The 15,399-nt window shown below is 65.0% G+C and carries 10 protein-coding genes; 1 reads left to right on the top strand and 9 read right to left on the bottom strand.

Annotation, left to right across the window (positions count from 1 at the left end):
- Positions 1–35: 35 nt before the first annotated feature.
- Positions 36–551 carry a transcription elongation factor GreB gene (greB, locus tag HFK18_RS11010; RefSeq protein ID WP_100553118.1) on the top strand — a complete coding sequence of 172 codons (516 nt, stop codon included), beginning with the start codon at positions 36–38 and terminating at the stop codon, positions 549–551.
- Between the two features lie 42 nt (positions 552–593).
- On the opposite strand, the gene HFK18_RS11005 is transcribed toward greB, so the two are convergent.
- From HFK18_RS11005 to HFK18_RS10965, 9 genes are all read right to left on the bottom strand, one after another.
- On the bottom strand, positions 594–1,418 hold the full coding sequence (locus HFK18_RS11005; RefSeq protein WP_180166312.1) for a DUF3025 domain-containing protein: 825 nt from the start codon (positions 1,416–1,418) through the stop codon (positions 594–596).
- Entirely contained in the window at positions 1,415–2,776 is a 1,362-nt protein-coding gene (gene rimO / locus HFK18_RS11000) for a 30S ribosomal protein S12 methylthiotransferase RimO (protein ID WP_180166311.1), read from the bottom strand. Before rimO ends, HFK18_RS11005 begins: the two co-directional genes overlap by 4 nt.
- Before the next feature lie 147 nt (positions 2,777–2,923).
- Positions 2,924–3,130, bottom strand: a complete 207-nt coding sequence (locus HFK18_RS10995; RefSeq protein ID WP_180166310.1) for a hypothetical protein — start codon at positions 3,128–3,130, stop codon at positions 2,924–2,926.
- Between the two features lie 88 nt (positions 3,131–3,218).
- Positions 3,219–11,504 (bottom strand): host specificity factor TipJ family phage tail protein, encoded by an 8,286-nt coding sequence (locus HFK18_RS10990; protein WP_180166309.1) that lies wholly within the window; start codon positions 11,502–11,504, stop codon positions 3,219–3,221.
- Positions 11,495–11,890 (bottom strand): peptidoglycan endopeptidase, encoded by a 396-nt coding sequence (locus HFK18_RS10985; RefSeq protein ID WP_180166308.1) that lies wholly within the window; start codon positions 11,888–11,890, stop codon positions 11,495–11,497. The genes HFK18_RS10990 and HFK18_RS10985 overlap by 10 nt, the downstream gene beginning before the upstream one ends.
- The gene (locus HFK18_RS10980; protein ID WP_032975025.1) at positions 11,890–12,351 is read right to left on the bottom strand and encodes a DUF1833 family protein; all 462 of its coding nucleotides are present in this window, start codon (positions 12,349–12,351) and stop codon (positions 11,890–11,892) included. Before HFK18_RS10980 ends, HFK18_RS10985 begins: the two co-directional genes overlap by 1 nt.
- The gene (locus HFK18_RS10975) at positions 12,348–12,701 is read right to left on the bottom strand and encodes a hypothetical protein (RefSeq protein WP_180166307.1); all 354 of its coding nucleotides are present in this window, start codon (positions 12,699–12,701) and stop codon (positions 12,348–12,350) included. Before HFK18_RS10975 ends, HFK18_RS10980 begins: the two co-directional genes overlap by 4 nt.
- The gene (locus tag HFK18_RS10970; RefSeq protein WP_343202956.1) at positions 12,698–15,106 is read right to left on the bottom strand and encodes a phage tail tape measure C-terminal domain-containing protein; all 2,409 of its coding nucleotides are present in this window, start codon (positions 15,104–15,106) and stop codon (positions 12,698–12,700) included. The genes HFK18_RS10975 and HFK18_RS10970 overlap by 4 nt, the downstream gene beginning before the upstream one ends.
- Entirely contained in the window at positions 15,103–15,345 is a 243-nt protein-coding gene (locus HFK18_RS10965) for a hypothetical protein (protein WP_235189890.1), read from the bottom strand. Before HFK18_RS10965 ends, HFK18_RS10970 begins: the two co-directional genes overlap by 4 nt.
- Positions 15,346–15,399 lie beyond the last annotated feature (54 nt).

The raw sequence follows: 15,399 nt of genomic DNA, 5'->3' as shown, positions 1-15,399 counted from the left end.
GTATTTGTTTCATTCCGTACGAGAAGCCGCATTACATGTCGCGTTGGCGTCCCCCCGCAGAAAAGAGCACCGCGCTGATCACCGCCGCCGGCCATGCACGCTTGAAAGCCGAGCTGGATGAGCTGTGGCGGGTACGTCGACCCGAGGTGGTCAAGGCGCTGGCCGCCGCCGCGGCCGAAGGTGATCGCTCGGAGAATGCCGAATACACCTACCGCAAGAAGCAGCTGGGCGAGATCGATCGTCGCGTGCGCTACCTGACCAAGCGCCTGGAATCACTGCGCGTGGTCGACACCACGCCGACCGATCCGCAAGCGGTGTTCTTCGGTGCCTGGGTGGAGCTGGAGAACGTGGACAGCGGGCAGACCAGCCGCTACCGCATCGTCGGGCCGGATGAGACCGATGCAGGACTGGGCTGGATCAGCATCGATTCGCCGTTGGCGCGGGCCCTGTTGAAGAAGCGCCTGGATGATGAGTTTTCGGTGGAACTGCCCAGTGGTCATCACACCTTTGCGGTGATCGATGTCGAGTACGAGACTGCGGCCAAGGGCTGAGCCTCTGGCGGGCGGCAGCGCTCAACGAGCACAGGCTCGGCTCTACAGGAGCGGCAGCGGCGGCGGATAACGACGGCCTTCGCGCAGCGGGCGGAAGTAATCGTCGTTCGCGAAGAAGGCTGGTGACTGATCGGCGTGCCAACCCGGAATGCCCGCCAATGGCAGCGGGCGCAGCTCCAGAGGGTCGAGCAGCACCCTGCCCTCATCGATGGCCTGCGCGACCACATCGATGCAGCCGGCATCGTCATCGCCCTGCAGCACGATGCATTTGCCCACCAACAGCCGGCCCGGCAGCAGCGCCTGTTCCATCAAGGCATGACCAAATACAGCGGCAATGGCGATCCGCCCTGACTGCCAATGGCTCGGTTCGAACAACGCGCGCCAATCGTGAGCATCCCAGGCTGCCAGCAGCGCCGGATCGCGCACGCGCACCACCACGCCGGTTTCATCGAACTGGGTCAGCGCAGCCTGCGCGCGGTTGCGCTGTCCGGCGGCCATGCGCTCGATGTGCCGGCATTGCTGCGTGTTGAGTGCACGTTTGATCGGCAGGTAGCATGCCCAGGCCAGGGCATTGAACAGGTCGTGCCAGTTGTCGGCACGGGTGGCGATGCGGCCTTCGGCGATGCGCGTTTCATAGTGCAGGCCATCGGCCAGCAGCGCCGCATCCTGTTCAACGATGCGCTTGCCCGGCAGCGCCAGGCGCGCGTCCAGGTCGGACACGCGCGGCCAGTCCGCTGTGGTCAGCAGATCACCGAATTCGGCGATACCGGCAAACACCGGATGATCGAACGCAGACCGATCCGCCGCCGCGCGCAGCGGTGCCACGAAGCGGCGGGGGCCGCCATCAGCAGCCTCCGCCCCGGTCACAGCACCTTGAGGTCGAAGGCCGGGCGCGTGGTCGGCGGCAGTGCGTCGCCGTAGAGGTCGTGCTCGTCGCTCTCGGTGATTTCCACGTCGACGAACTCACCCACGCGCAATGTCACCTGGTCGGCGTTCTGGATGTGCACCAGGCCGTCGATCTCCGGCGCATCGGCCTTGGAACGGGCCACGGCGATATCGCCTTCGATGGCATCGACCAGGCATTGCTGCACCGTGCCGATCTTGGCTTCCAGACGCGAGGCCGAAATCTGCGCCTGCTTTTCCATGAAGCGCGCCAGTCGTTCCTGCTTCACTTCTTCCGGCACCGGGTCCGGCAGATTGTTGGCCGTGGCGCCCTCGACGGGCGAGTAGGCGAACGCACCGACGCGGTCCAGCTGCGCTTCGTCCAGGAAGGACAGCAGCTCTTCGAACTCGGCCTCGGTCTCGCCCGGGAAACCGACGATGAAGGTCGAACGCACGGTGATGTCCGGCGCGATGCGGCGCCAGTTCTGCACGCGCTCCAGGGTCTTTTCGACCGCGCCGGGGCGCTTCATCAGGCGAAGGATGCGCGGGCTGGCGTGCTGGAACGGGATGTCCAGGTACGGCAGGATGCGGTTCTCGGCCATCAGCGGCACCACGTCATCGACGTGCGGATACGGATAGACGTAGTGCATGCGCACCCACGCATCCAGCTCGGACAAGCCTTCGCACAGTGCCTTCAGCCGGGTCTGGTAGGCCTTGTCGCGCCACATCTTCTCGGCGTACTTCACATCCACGCCGTAGGCCGAGGTGTCCTGCGAAACCACAAGCAGTTCGCGCACGCCGCCGCGCACCAGGCGCTCGGCTTCGCGCAGCACGTCATCCACCGGGCGCGAGACCAGCTTGCCGCGCATCGACGGAATGATGCAGAAGCTGCAATGGTGGTTGCAGCCCTCGGAAATCTTCAGGTAGGCGTAGTGGCGCGGGGTCAGCTTGATGCCGTAGTCCGGCACCAGATCCACGAACGGGTCGTGCTTGGGCGGCAGCGCTGCATGCACGGCTTCCATCACGCTCTGGTAGTCCTGCGGCCCGGACACCGCCAGCACGTTCGGGTATGCCTCACGGATCTGCTCCGGGCGCTTGCCCAGGCAGCCGGTGACGATGACCTTGCCGTTCTGGTTCATCGCCTCGCCGATCGCATCCAGCGATTCGGTCACCGCCGAATCGATGAAGCCGCAGGTGTTGACCACCACCACGTCGGCCGAATCGTAGGACGGGACGATGTCGTAACCTTCCGACCGCAGCTGGGTAAGGATGCGCTCGGAATCGACGAGGGCCTTCGGGCAGCCAAGGCTGACGAAGCCGACTTTGGGGTTCAGCTGGGACATGGAATCGCGGGACTCTGGGGGCCTGGGCCCCTGCCGGCATGGCAGGGGAACCTGGGGGCCGGGGCCTGAAAGGGCGCCAGTATACCGGGGTTGGGCCATGGTCCCTGAACTGCCGCGACAGCCCCTTGTCCGCCCCATCCCGACCTTTCAGGACAGGGCGGAGGGCAATTCGTCCACTTCCACCGGCTCAAACCGATACAGCCCCCCGAACTTCAGGGCGTAGGCATCGGCCGGTGCCACCGGAATCACCATCTGCGGCAGGACCGCCTCCCCCTCCGCGCGGAAGTGCAGGTTGACCACGCCGGGTTGCTCCACGGCGCGGGTAAGCAGGACAAGTCGAGCATTGAATTTCATGAGAACTCCAGGAAAAAAAGAGGCCGCTTTCACCGGCGGCCGATACGGTTGACAAGCTGGGCGTCTGCCGTCGCCGGCAGACGCCCTGTCACCACACACCCATGCGCACGCGCAGACGTCCGGCTTCGTCGAAGACACGCCAGTTGCCGTCGCTGTACTCGGTACGCCGGCCGCCGCCCGGTGCGCTGACGCTGAATGCATCGGCCACCACGTCGAAGCGCGAGACCAGACCATTGGAAGCCAGCTGCACACCCCCTACCCTGCCGTCGGCGCGGACGTTGACCGACCACTGTGCCGATGACTCGGTGCCACCTGCCGACCAGGTCGGTGGCGTGGTTGCTGCCGCATCCACCTGGCTGAGCATCGGGCGGAACAGCCAGAAATAAGGTGTATCTCCACCGGTTCCAATCACGATGACGCGGAAGCGCGCGAAAGACGCCGTTGCGGGTGCCTTGGTGATCAGGAATGTCCGCGACAAGCGGTCGAGCGTGATCGGAGTTCCCGTATCGCTCCTCACACCAGGGCTGTGGACCAGGCCAAGATGATTGCCGGACGCATCGAAGAACGTCATCTCCAGCTTGGCTTCCACGCGATGGGTATTGATCCAGGCAGACGCGCAATAGGTCTTGCCACCCTCGATGGCGATGTCGTACTCGGTTCCCCACCACGCCACTTCACCTGCCGCGACGATACCGGGTGTCACCGCGCCCAGCCCGAAGATGCCCTGCGGATGCCAACTGTCATCGCCGGTGGGGTTGCCAAGTTCGGACCAGCGCGCGTTCGGATTGCTTCCCCACCCCCAGCCCGAGCGCTGCCAGAACGGGAAGGTGGTGTTCATCAGCAGGTTGCCGCCCGAACCGAGGTTCTTGACCTGCGCCTGCATGCTGGTAACCACGGCAGCGTCCGCCTTGCCGCCCAACGATGCCTGCACGCCATCCACGCGCCCGGACAGTGCCGTCAGCTGTGTTCCCTGCTGGCTCACCTGGCTTTTCAGCTGCGAGAAGCCGCTGGCCGACACATCGCCCACCTGCGTCTTGAGCTGGGTCAGGTCACGCGCGGTGGTGTCCAGCTTGCTGCCCTGCTGCGCAACGGACGTGCTGAGCCCGCTGATCGCTGAGGCATTGGCATCATTGGCCAACTGATCGGTGATGTCGTACACCTGCACACTGTCCACGCGCACCTGGCCATTGTCCGGATAGGCATACACATTCAGCCGCCACGCGTCGATCCCGCTGTTGAACGCATCGAAATCGAACGTGCGGGTCTCGAATGCCTCCACAGCGAACACGGCACGCAGGTCCTGGTTGGACTGCTGTCCGGCGACGCTTCTGCGATACATCCGCACCATCAGGTTGTTCGCCCCACCTGCGCCACAGGCACGTACGACCACGCGCAATCGACGCGCACCATTGATTGGCACCCACTTGCCACCATTGGGCTGCAGCGTGGGATTCACACTGGTATATCGATTGAGCAGCACGCCCGGACGGCCGTCGCCGTTGACCGTGCTCCACACTGCACCGTTGGCGGCTGCCGATGCGGTCCAGCCTCCCAGGCCCTCTGCGAAATCGGGATTGGGCAGCAGGCCGCTGCCGGTATTGAGCACTCCCTTCAGGCTGCTGGAAAGATCAGTGACCTGCTGCGCCTGTGCATCGATCCTGGTGCCCTGCTGGTCCACCTTCGTGGTCAGCGCAGTGACCGCCGTTGCCGTGGCGGCGGCGCTCTGCTGGGCGGCGTAGGCATCGGTGACATCGATCATGCGGATATCATCAACCTGTACGCGGACGCCCACTTCCCGAGCGCCATTTCCACCCGGGATACTGACGAGCATCCGCCACTTCGCGGCAGAGGCCGCAGTATCCATGTAGCCGCTGACCTTGGTCCATGCATCCTTGCGCAGGGAGGCCAGTGCATAGGCCTGCAATGGCCACAAGCTTTCCGCGTTGGCTTCGTTGGTAGTCTGCCAGCCCACCCGGATGGAGCCTCCGGTAGGCTGGATGCTGTCCGGATGCAGGCGTGCGTAGTACTCCACGTAGATGCGACGATTGCCGGTGATGGGGGTCCACTGGCCGACGTACATGTCCGCGTTTGTGCTCTGGCTGGTATTGGCTGCGACATTCACGTCCAGGCCCCGCTCACCGGTCCGGCGCGCATCGGCGCGGGCGGTGTAGATCGTGCCCGCCGCACTCGCCAGCAGTTGGCCGTCCTGGAAGGTTTCGAACGATCCCAGCGGGAACAGGCTGTCGCTTCCGTTGAGAATCGACTGCACATCCGACTGCAGCTTGACCACATTGGCCGCGCTGCTGGTGACGCGGTCGCCAAGCTGCACCACGTCGGTGCGCAGGTTGGAGATCGCCGTGGCATTGCCGGCGATGTCCTGTGCATCGGTGATGTCGTACAACTCGATGCGGTCGAACAGCACCTTGCCATTCGCATTGGTCAGATGCACCTGCGGCATCACTTCATTGCGGTCAAGCCCCGTCGACCACTCCGCCGTGTACGTTTTCCAGGCACCGTCAGTCAGGTTCAATGTCACGTCCGCATGGCTTTCGCCAACGCCCGTGGTGCGCACCCTCAGGCGACATACCAGCGTCGCGGTCGCGCCATCGAAGGCACGGGCGATCATCACCATCCGGTACCGGCGTGACTTGCCGGCAGCCACCGGCAACCAGCGCGCATCATTGGCCGTGATTGCCGGATTCTGGCCCGCCTGCGGCCCGTGCGTCATCAACAACGCATCGCCGCCCTGGCCAGAGGCCTTCACCCACTCCACGGTGTTGGCCGGCAGCGTGCGGGTCAACGTCCACCACGCTGCACTGCCGGCGAAGGTGCTGTTGCGCAGCAGGTTGTCATTGCTCACCACGGACGTATCGATCCGTGCACCCAGACTGGTGATGCTGTCCGCCGCAGATGCCAGGTCGGTACCGAGCTTGCCCACATCGGTGCGCAGCCCGGTCAGCGCTTCGGCATTGGCCCGCGAGGCACGGTCGAGCGCCGACGAGTCCTGCGATCCGGTCGGTACACCATTGAGCAGGGTGATGGTCATTTCCACCCACATGCCAACGCGGCTGGCATCCAGCGCGGGCGGAGACAGGATCTGCCTGCCGCCACCGGCGCCACTCTTCCTGCGCCCGACCATCACCAGCATCCGTCCGCCGGAAAGCGCCACAAGATTCTCCTGCGACAGACCGGCATCAAGCAGGCGCGTGCGCAGGCCGACGGTGTCGGCGTTGGTACCACTGCTGATCGCCCCCACCGCGTCAGACGTATAGGCGATGAAGTACTGGTTGTCCTTCAGGGTCTCGTCGTACCAGGCGTTGAAACGGGCCGATTCAGCCTGCAGATTGCCGTACGTGTCGAACACAGCGGTACTGCTGATGCTGTTGTCCGCATTGATCACCCCTACCCGCAGGCCGCGGTTGGCCCCCATGCCGGCCACGATGCTGCCGTTGGCGCGGTAAACACCCGATGCACGCGGTCCGCCGGTGGGCCAGGCGTTGATGTGCGCATTGGCAATGATGTTGTAGGCCACCATGTTGCCGATACCGGACGCCAGGCGTGTCACATCCTCGGCGGCGGTCGTCAGCTTGCCATCGATCTGCTCCACCTTGGTCGACAGACCCGTGATCGCCGAAGCATTCGCATCGGCGTCGGTCACTTCCTCCACCCACAGGTCATCCAGCCACAGCGTGCCGGCAGTGCCGTTGCGATTGATCGTGACCTTGATGCCCTGCACCGTGCCGGAGGCCGGCAGGTTCACGAAGGTCTCGGTCTTCACCCAATCCACGGACCTGGGGAACGACGCTGTCGCAGCCGCCATCAGATTGCCGTTCTGGTCGCCGATACGAAGCTTGGTATTGTCGGCCGTACCATCGAAGTCCTCGCTGGTCCGCGTCCAGCAGGAAACGCGATAACGGCGCCCGGCCGTCAAGGCAATGATCCGCCCCTCATTGACCGCCGCGCTGACCACCGTGTTGGCGCCACCGGCATAGGGGCCGGCCTTCCAGCACAGGCTGTTGCCACGCCCCTCCCGCACCACCGATGCCGTCGTTGTATTGAAGAACGTCCAACCTTCGGGGCCCAGGTTGAAGTCACCATTGAGCGCGAGGTTGCTGCCCGCCCCCATCACCGCCTCCATCCGGCTCTTCAGCTGCACCAGGTCTTGGCTGCTGGTGGTGACTTTGCCGTCAAGTTGCCCCACTTCCGACTTCAGCGCATTGAAGGCACTGGAGCCGACCTTGTCACCCATCGTGGCGTCCAGGCTGTCCACACGACGCCCCAGCGCGGTATCGGCAGTGACCATTGCCTGTTGCAGGCTGCTGACGCTTGCATTGGTAGCCACCGCGCCGGTACCTGCGGGCATGCGTGCCTGCAGTGCCTGGATCGATTGTGCGTTGACCTGGTCACCGCTGAGCCGCGCGGACTTCTCCGCCGCGATCAGGCCCTGGCTGACGCCCGCCAGATCGCTTCCTTCGTAACTGCCTCGCAGCTGCACGCCGAGTGTCTCTCGACGACTGGCCTCGCTGGAATCGGCTGCGATGCGTGCACTGGCTTCGTCCTGCAGCATCGCCACCGATGCGCCCGGTGTCGGTCGGCCGATCGCCACCCAGTCCAGCAGGAAGTAGTGGGCATCGGTCTGCGCCTTGGACAGATCCAGGCGGATCTGGTCGACCACGGTTCCGTTCCACGGAATGTTGTCCACATCCAGCGTCGCGATGCCATTGCTGTCATAGCCCGGCTCTGCGAACTGCACCATGCGCGCGTCGTCCCACGACTGGCCGGGGCCGTTCCACAGCAGTCGCCCGTCCCAGGCAGGACTACCCACCTTGCGGATGCGCAGCTTGACGAAGCGGTGCGCCGCACCCTGGACGTCCTGGCCACGCGGGCTGGTCACGAAGGCATCGCTGGCATGGTTGGCCGGACGCAGCCAGCCATCCACCAGCGTAGGACTGCCACCGTTCGCGCCCCATCCTTCCACGCTGCTGTCGAAGTACCAGATGCGCTTGCTGTCAAACTGCACGCCACTGCCGGCCGACAGCTGGCTCACCATCCGCGTGAGATTCTCGACATCCGACCGGCGTTCGCTGGTTTCGCGGCTCACCGCCGTGGTCAGCTCGGTGCGGGTATTCAGATCGCCTGCAGCGCGGTCCAGCACTTCGCGCGCCAGGCCATCGGTGCTTGCCTTGATCGCCAGCGCCTGCTGGTCCAGCTGCCCGGCCTGCTGGGCAAGGTGCGTGGCACTCTCGGTGATCTGTCCCTGCAGACGCAGCGATTCACTGCGCAGTGCTTCGGCCGCCTGGGTGGCGTTGGCCAGGTCGTTGTCGATGCGGGCAGTGATTTCCTTGCCCAGATCCTGCTTGACCGACTCCACCACGCCACCGATTCCCTCCAGCGTCTGCCCGACGTTGCGGCCAAGCGAACGTCGCACGTAGCGGGCGGCCGTCGACAGTACGCCCGAGGTGTTGCGACTGCGGCAGGCAAAGGTCCAGCTGCCCGACGCCGGCAGCACCGCTTCGATCGCGGCAGTGAAGAAGCCACCCGCATCGCCGAGCGGTGTCATCTGCTCCCACAGCGGGTTGTCGATGCTGCCCGCGGTGTAGCGGATTTCCACACCGGCGAAGTCGGTCGATTGCACCGTATCGCTGAAGAAGCCCCATACGTAGCGGCGCACACCGCCACTGAGCTCTTCGATGTCGAACAGGTCGACCAGGACAGGCGGGGCATCGGCGCCCATAGTGGTGTACTGGGTGGATACCGCCACGCCGGCGCGTCCCTCCGGACTGTACGGACGCACGACGACGGGATAGGTGCCAGCACCGGGGATCGACCAGCTTGCCGAGCGCGTCGTGGTGCGTGCGACTTCCTCCAACGCGGCATTGCCGTCTGGATCGGACAGCACCAGCGTGTCACCCACCGGCCCGCTGATGTCGAAGCTCGCCTGCAGTTCGGTATGGACGCTGCCGCCCTGACTGACCTGCCGTTCGATCACTTTCAGGTTGCTGGCGATCGGCCGGGTCTGCAGCGACGATTCGTTCGACGGCGGCACGTACTGGCCGGTGCGCACGTAGTGCCAGAACGCGGGCCCTTCCTGCACCACGTCCACCGATGCACCCTTGAGGTCGCCTTCCGGACGGATGCCGGTCACGCGCACGCGGGTACCCGGCGTCTGCTTGAAATCGTAGATCCAGATCGTGTCGTGGGCAGGATTGTTCTCGCTGCTGCCAGGCAGCGACGCGTCGGCCGGCCAAGGGTCCGCCAACACCAGGGTGTCGCTCGGCTCACTGCCAGGTACCACGCGCAGTACGCGGTAGACGCGCTCGCCCGGGATGCGCAGGCCAATGAACGCACTGCCCACCGCCGGCGGCGGCACCGGCTCGTCCAGCTGCAGCGTGGTCACACCTTCGGCATCGACCGTCACGCCGATCAGGCGGCCACCGAAGCCCCACTGGGTCAGGTCGTGCTGCAACGCCAGCACCGACAACCGCGAGTAGGCCAGGTGCTCGATGTCGGTGCTGTAGCTGATCGACTTGTACTGATAGACGCTCTGCGCCAGATGCCAACGCGCCAGCATCGCGGCGTGGGCTTCGGTGCTGACGCCCTCGCCGGTGATCTTGGCCGGGTTGAGCATCACTTCCACACCCGGTGCCGGCACGCGCAGCGTCGCCGCCTTCCAGGTGCGGCGGTCCAGATAGCTGTACTCGATGCCGTCGGCGGCATTGGCCAGGGTGTAGTCGACCTGGAACTGGCCCTTCTTGATCGTCGCCATGTTGACTACACCGGAGAGCGGCTGCTCGTCGGCGGCCCATGCCACGCCCAGGCGACCCTTTGCCCATGTCACCTGGCCGAAGCCGGCCAGGGCGATGGCGTCCAGTACCGCCTGGTGGCTGCGCACTTCCGTCAGCCAGTAGTCATAGCCAAGCGCATTGTCTGCGCAATGCAACATGAAGGCTTTCAGGCTTTCAATGTCGATGCGTCGATCCGCCATGCCCAGGCCGGCGATGCGCTTGCCATTCTCGTCGTTGATGCCACGCACGTAGGCCAGAATCTGCGCGCCAGGGTTGCTGGTCTCCTCGGTCACCCAGCCAACCGCATCGCCCTTCCACACCGGGATCGGCCGCGAATGGGCCACGCAGCGGATTTCATCCGGGGTGCCGTTGAGCTGGCCGGAGGCCTTCATCTGCAGGCCGATCGCGGGAATGCCGGCATGGCTGGCATCGTCACGCTGCACGCTGACCAGCGTGGTCCAGGTGAAGTTCGCCTGCGCACCGCTGCCATCGGTGTTCTGTCCAGCCACGCGCACACGCACGTCGTACTGGCCAAGCTCCACATCGCGACCGTAGCTCACCCGACGCGCTTTCTGCGTGCGCCCCACAAGGTTGTAGTTGCCGAACAACTGCCAATTGGTGGTGCCTACCGGGCGGTACTGGATCTGGAGCTGCTCGCGGTTGTCCTTGTCCTTGCCCTTGGAGGTCGTGTCCCACAGACGGAATTCAACGTTCACCTGCAGGCGCAGCGTCTCGGCCGAACTGGTGCGCTCCACCCACGGGCTGGCCACATGCTTGGCGTCGCTGCCGGTATCCAGCAGTTGAGCGCCTTCGATCACGTCCGCATTGCTGTACAGCGGAATCGCTTCGTCCGGCATCTGCGGGAAGCCGCGGAACCAGGTGCGCACCCCCTCATAGCTGGACAGCGGTGACTCACCGTTCTGCAGCGCCTCGACACGGCCGACATTGATGCCTGGGCTCAGGGTCATGCCGACGAACTGTTCATCGCCCTCGAACCAGGTATAGGGACGGCTGATCAGATCGGGCGCCACGCGCGTGGAGCCGAACAGCAGGCCCAGCGGCTCATAGGCGCGCACACGGTTGCGAGGCGCAGCCAGCGAATAGGCGGTATCGGCAACACCACCACCACCGGGCCGGGGAGGCTTCGGGCCCAACACCTTGTTGATCAGCACGCTGCCGGCCACGTACACCGCTGACGCCAGAGCAGTGCCGTAGGTGGCGCTAAGCCCCGCTACCGCGCCCGCGCCCCAGGCCGAGCCTGCCACCAGCGTGCCGATGCCGAAGGTGAAGTAGGTCAGCGCGATCATCGCCACCAGCGGGATCACCGCTTTGCCGACCACGCTGCGCACTTCGATCAGCTGCCCATGCCGCGGGCGCACCTGCATCCACTGCTCACGCGGGACATCGATACCATCCACGCAGACCTGCCAGGCCTGCCCATCGAGGCCATCGATATGGCGCATGAGGAAGGCGTACAGGCTTTCGCCCGGGCGCAGGTCGACCGGCACGTTGCGCTGGCCATCCAGCAGCACCGGATGCGGGGTGATGATGAGGCGACCGTCGGTCGCCGGTTGTGGGGTCAGTTCCATGCGTAGTATCCCTCGATCCTCAGCCCATATCCGGGCAGGTCACGAACGCGGTGCAGCACGCTGCAGCCGTTCGTTTCATTGCTGTGCAGAACCCAGCCCTCGTGGGCCAGGAAAAAGAAAACCCCGGCATGGCCGGGGTTGTGCTGTCCGCGTTCAATCATCAGTACCAGGTCGCCATCCTGCGGTGGGCCCTCGCGGGCAACCGCCTGCGCGCGCGACAGCGCGCCCAGCTCGGCCGAGCCGCGCCGCCCGCGCGGTCGCCGTCCGGGCAACTCCACTTCACGGGCGAACAGCGCCCGCTGCACCTGCACCACCAGGTCGGCGCAGTCGCACGCGGCTTCGTCATAGGGAATGCCCACCCATCGCTCGACGTCGACCAGGCGCATCAGAAGATCCCCGGCAACGTGAAAGGATTGGCGTGCAGCAGCACGGCCTGCTGGCGCATCAGGAAATCGACGCCGCACTGGGCGCTGACCGTACGCGTGTTGACCGATACCTGGGTCATCGGCAGGTCGTACTCGGCCTCGATGGCATCCGGGTTGGCACGGTCGGTCAGCATCAACCGGGCGGTCACCATCTCGCCCGGGGCCAGTGCTTCCAGGTCTTCGGTGAGTGCGCGGCCGATATTGTCGATCACCAGCTGCGCACGCGGAGCCTGCCCGCTGACGTCGTCGGGAAGCTGAAAGCCGAATGGCGCGGCGATGAACTCGCTGCCGTTGCTGGTCCAGTTCACGTTGTCGTTGACGATCCGCAGTACTTCCGGCATCGATGGCGCCGACACTTCCAGCAGCATCAGCGGGCCCTGGGTATCGGCCAGGCGCTGGCGACGTTCATGGAACGAGCTCATCGCATGTACTCCAGCACCAGATCACGCTTGGAAAAACGGAACTGGGTGTTGAGCGGCATCAGGCGGCCGATCCCCTGCGGAAAGCGGGCGCTGATCGGCTGCCCGGTCCGCGGGTGCTCCATCGTGAACCAGCCGACACGACCGACATCGCGCAGGTACCACTCCTCGAACGCCTCGGCGTCGGCCGCACTGCGGAACTGCACCGAGGCATACACATTCTTCATCACCCGGCTGTTGAGCGCGCGCATCTTGCTCGGCCCGCGCTCCATGTCGGTCCGCTCTTCGGACGCGACGATCTCCTCGCCATAGTCGGCGAAACGAATCTCTGCATACTCTGGCCAACTGCTCATCCCACTGCCTCCGTCCATCCATATCGGGCCCGTCCAATGGCGCCCAGCTCGCCACCGTTGAGGCTGTCGCCCACGATGTCGATCACCAGTCGCCGCACTTCGCTGCCATCCGGCATGCGTTGTCGCTCTTCCCGGGTATTGACCCGGCTTTCGCCGTAATTGTTGATTTCCACGTTCATGCCACCCTCGCCGGCACGGGCGATCGGCACCTGCACATAGCCACCGCTGTCGCCACCGGACAGGCCATTGCCGGTCCGCAGCGACGTGCGCAGGGCAAAGAATGCCGATGGACCGCCGAGTGCTGCCATGTCTTCCTGGCTGAGTACACCTTCGCCCTTGTGGACGATGCCGGCCGGTTCGTACTTGCCACCGGGGCCTGTGTAACCGCCGATGGAAAAGCCGGTGATCTTCGGCCCGAACAACTGCCCGACCGACCTGATCAGTCCACTGACCATCTGTTTGGCTGCCAAGCGCGCCAGATCGGCGATGATCGAGTCGGCCAGGTCGGAGAAGGACAGCTTGCCGGTCTGGGCAAACTTGACCAGGCCTTCTTCCAGCCCCCCTAGGGCATTGCTGAACACGCCGTGGCTCAGCTCGGCAGCGTTGGCGGCAGCGTCGGCGTAGTCCTCGAAGGCCCGCATCGCGCCGTTCTTCCAATCGGACTGGTATGCCTTCTTGCTCTCCTGGAACGCGGCCTCGCGTTGCAGGGACTGCTCATGGAACGCATCGAGCTCGGCCAGCAGGGTCCTGTAGCGCTCCGATTCGATGACCTTGCCGTCTTCACTGCGCGACTCGTCGTCCAACGCACGCTTTCGGTTGTCGCGGTCCTCATCCAGCGCGGAACGGCGTTGCATGCGATCCACGCTCGCTGCGCCATGGCCGATGCCGAACAGTTCCTGGTCGTTGCCGCGCTGCTGTGCCTGCGCCGCCTGCTGGAGCTCCCGCTGCAGCTTCAGCAGGTCCTGCTGGGCCTTCTTCGTAGCCTCAAGTGCTGCCGCTTCCTTGGCGTTGACGACAGCGCCCGCGAGCGATGCTTCGATCCGCTGGCGCTTTTCCAGACTCAGCTGTTTTTCGGCATGCCGCATTTCATCCAGCAAGGTGATCTGCAGCTTCTCTGTCGCAGTCATGCCCTCCTTCAACTGGCTCTGCACCCGGTCCTGTGCGATCTGCTTGTCAACGCGGTCGATAAGAGATTGATAAGCCGCCGCTTCAGCATCGACCCGCTCAACAGTCCGCTGCGATCCCTGCTGTTGCTCGCGCAACCGATCCTTGCGCTCGATGTCCGCCTTCTTCAGCGCCGCCAGCGCATTGAATTCGGCGCGGCTACGCGCGTTCATCTTGTCCGGGCCGCCGGCTGCATTGATCTGCTTTCCACGCTCGACCATCCACGCCGCGTACTCGCCACGGGTCTGGCGGATCCATTCCACCTCATCCCGCCACGCATCACCCTGCATTCCGCCCAACATGCCGCTGATGGCCGAGCCCGCCTGCAGCGCCTCCCACTTGGCAGCGCCAAGCTCCGCCTTGAGCTGGACCAACGTCTGGATGTCGAGATTGCTGATGGCGTCCTGGACCCTCTTGAACAGCTCTGGATCCATTGAGCCACGGATATGTTCCTGCAGCTCCTGGAACTGGCGCCGCACCGGATCGGTCTTGCCTTCAAACTCCTTCAAGGCGTCCTGCGCGGCCTTCAGCCCTGCGTAGTCGGCCCCCGCGCTCATGCCGGCGCCCTCCCGCGCCGACTGCTGGCCATAGGCCACGCGCCCTTCCCAATGGGTGACGGCCCCCTCCAGCGCGCGCTTGCGCGCTTCGAGCTCGCGCATGGCCTTCGCCTGCTCATGCAGCGAAGCGACGGCGACATCCATCGGCATGCTGCGATCTCGCAGACCCTTGCCGACTTCATCCATCGTGAACGACATCAGCTTCAGCGATTGCATCTGTTCATTGAACTCGGCGCGGGCACGTTCGGATGCCTTGACCATGTCCACGTACGCTTCGCCCAGCTTCTGCACCGACGCGATGGCGATGCCCCATGGGCCGCCTGCAGCAGTCAGCAGGCCGTTGCCAAGCTCCTTCACGCCGCTGCGGAGTACATCTTCCCCGCCTTTTGCGCTTGCCCCTGCCTTTGCCGCCGCGCCTTCCGGTGCCGAATGCACACGCGCCAGGGCCGCTGCCGTCCGCTCTGCCTCTGCGCGCAGCGTCTTGAGATTCTGCGTTGCCAGGCGGCTGGCCTCCGCCATTGCGTTACGGAAGCCCGTCGTGTTGACCCGCAGTACTACGTCTAGATTCTGGTTAGTGGACGCCATATGCGTTCCTCCAAGAATGATGAGGGGCCCCGCAGGGCCCCAGGTTCGATTGCATGCCACACCTCGGAGAAGCAAATGCCCTGCCCCGCCTGGGTTCACGGCGCAGCGTTGCGGCGCGATGCGCTGCCGAACATCTCCAGCAGCTGCTGCGAGCGTTCCTTGGCAGCCTTCTCCGGCGAGGCGCGCGGCCGCACCAGCAGGAAGTCCTCGGCCGTGGTCGCGTTGCCATGCACCTGGGCCAGCACACTGGTCAGCTGCGCAAGCATCCCCTGCAGTGGCTGATCCATCGGTTCCAGGCGTGCGAACGCGTACATCTCCGAGAGCTGGCGAGAGGTCACTCCCGCCAGCAGGTGGTCCGGATGCGGGAGGCCCAGCCTCCACGCGATCCGGAA

The organism is Stenotrophomonas sp. SbOxS2, from assembly GCF_013416715.1.
Classification (GTDB): domain Bacteria; phylum Pseudomonadota; class Gammaproteobacteria; order Xanthomonadales; family Xanthomonadaceae; genus Stenotrophomonas; species Stenotrophomonas lactitubi.
This window is presented reverse-complemented; position numbering and strand designations above follow the sequence as displayed.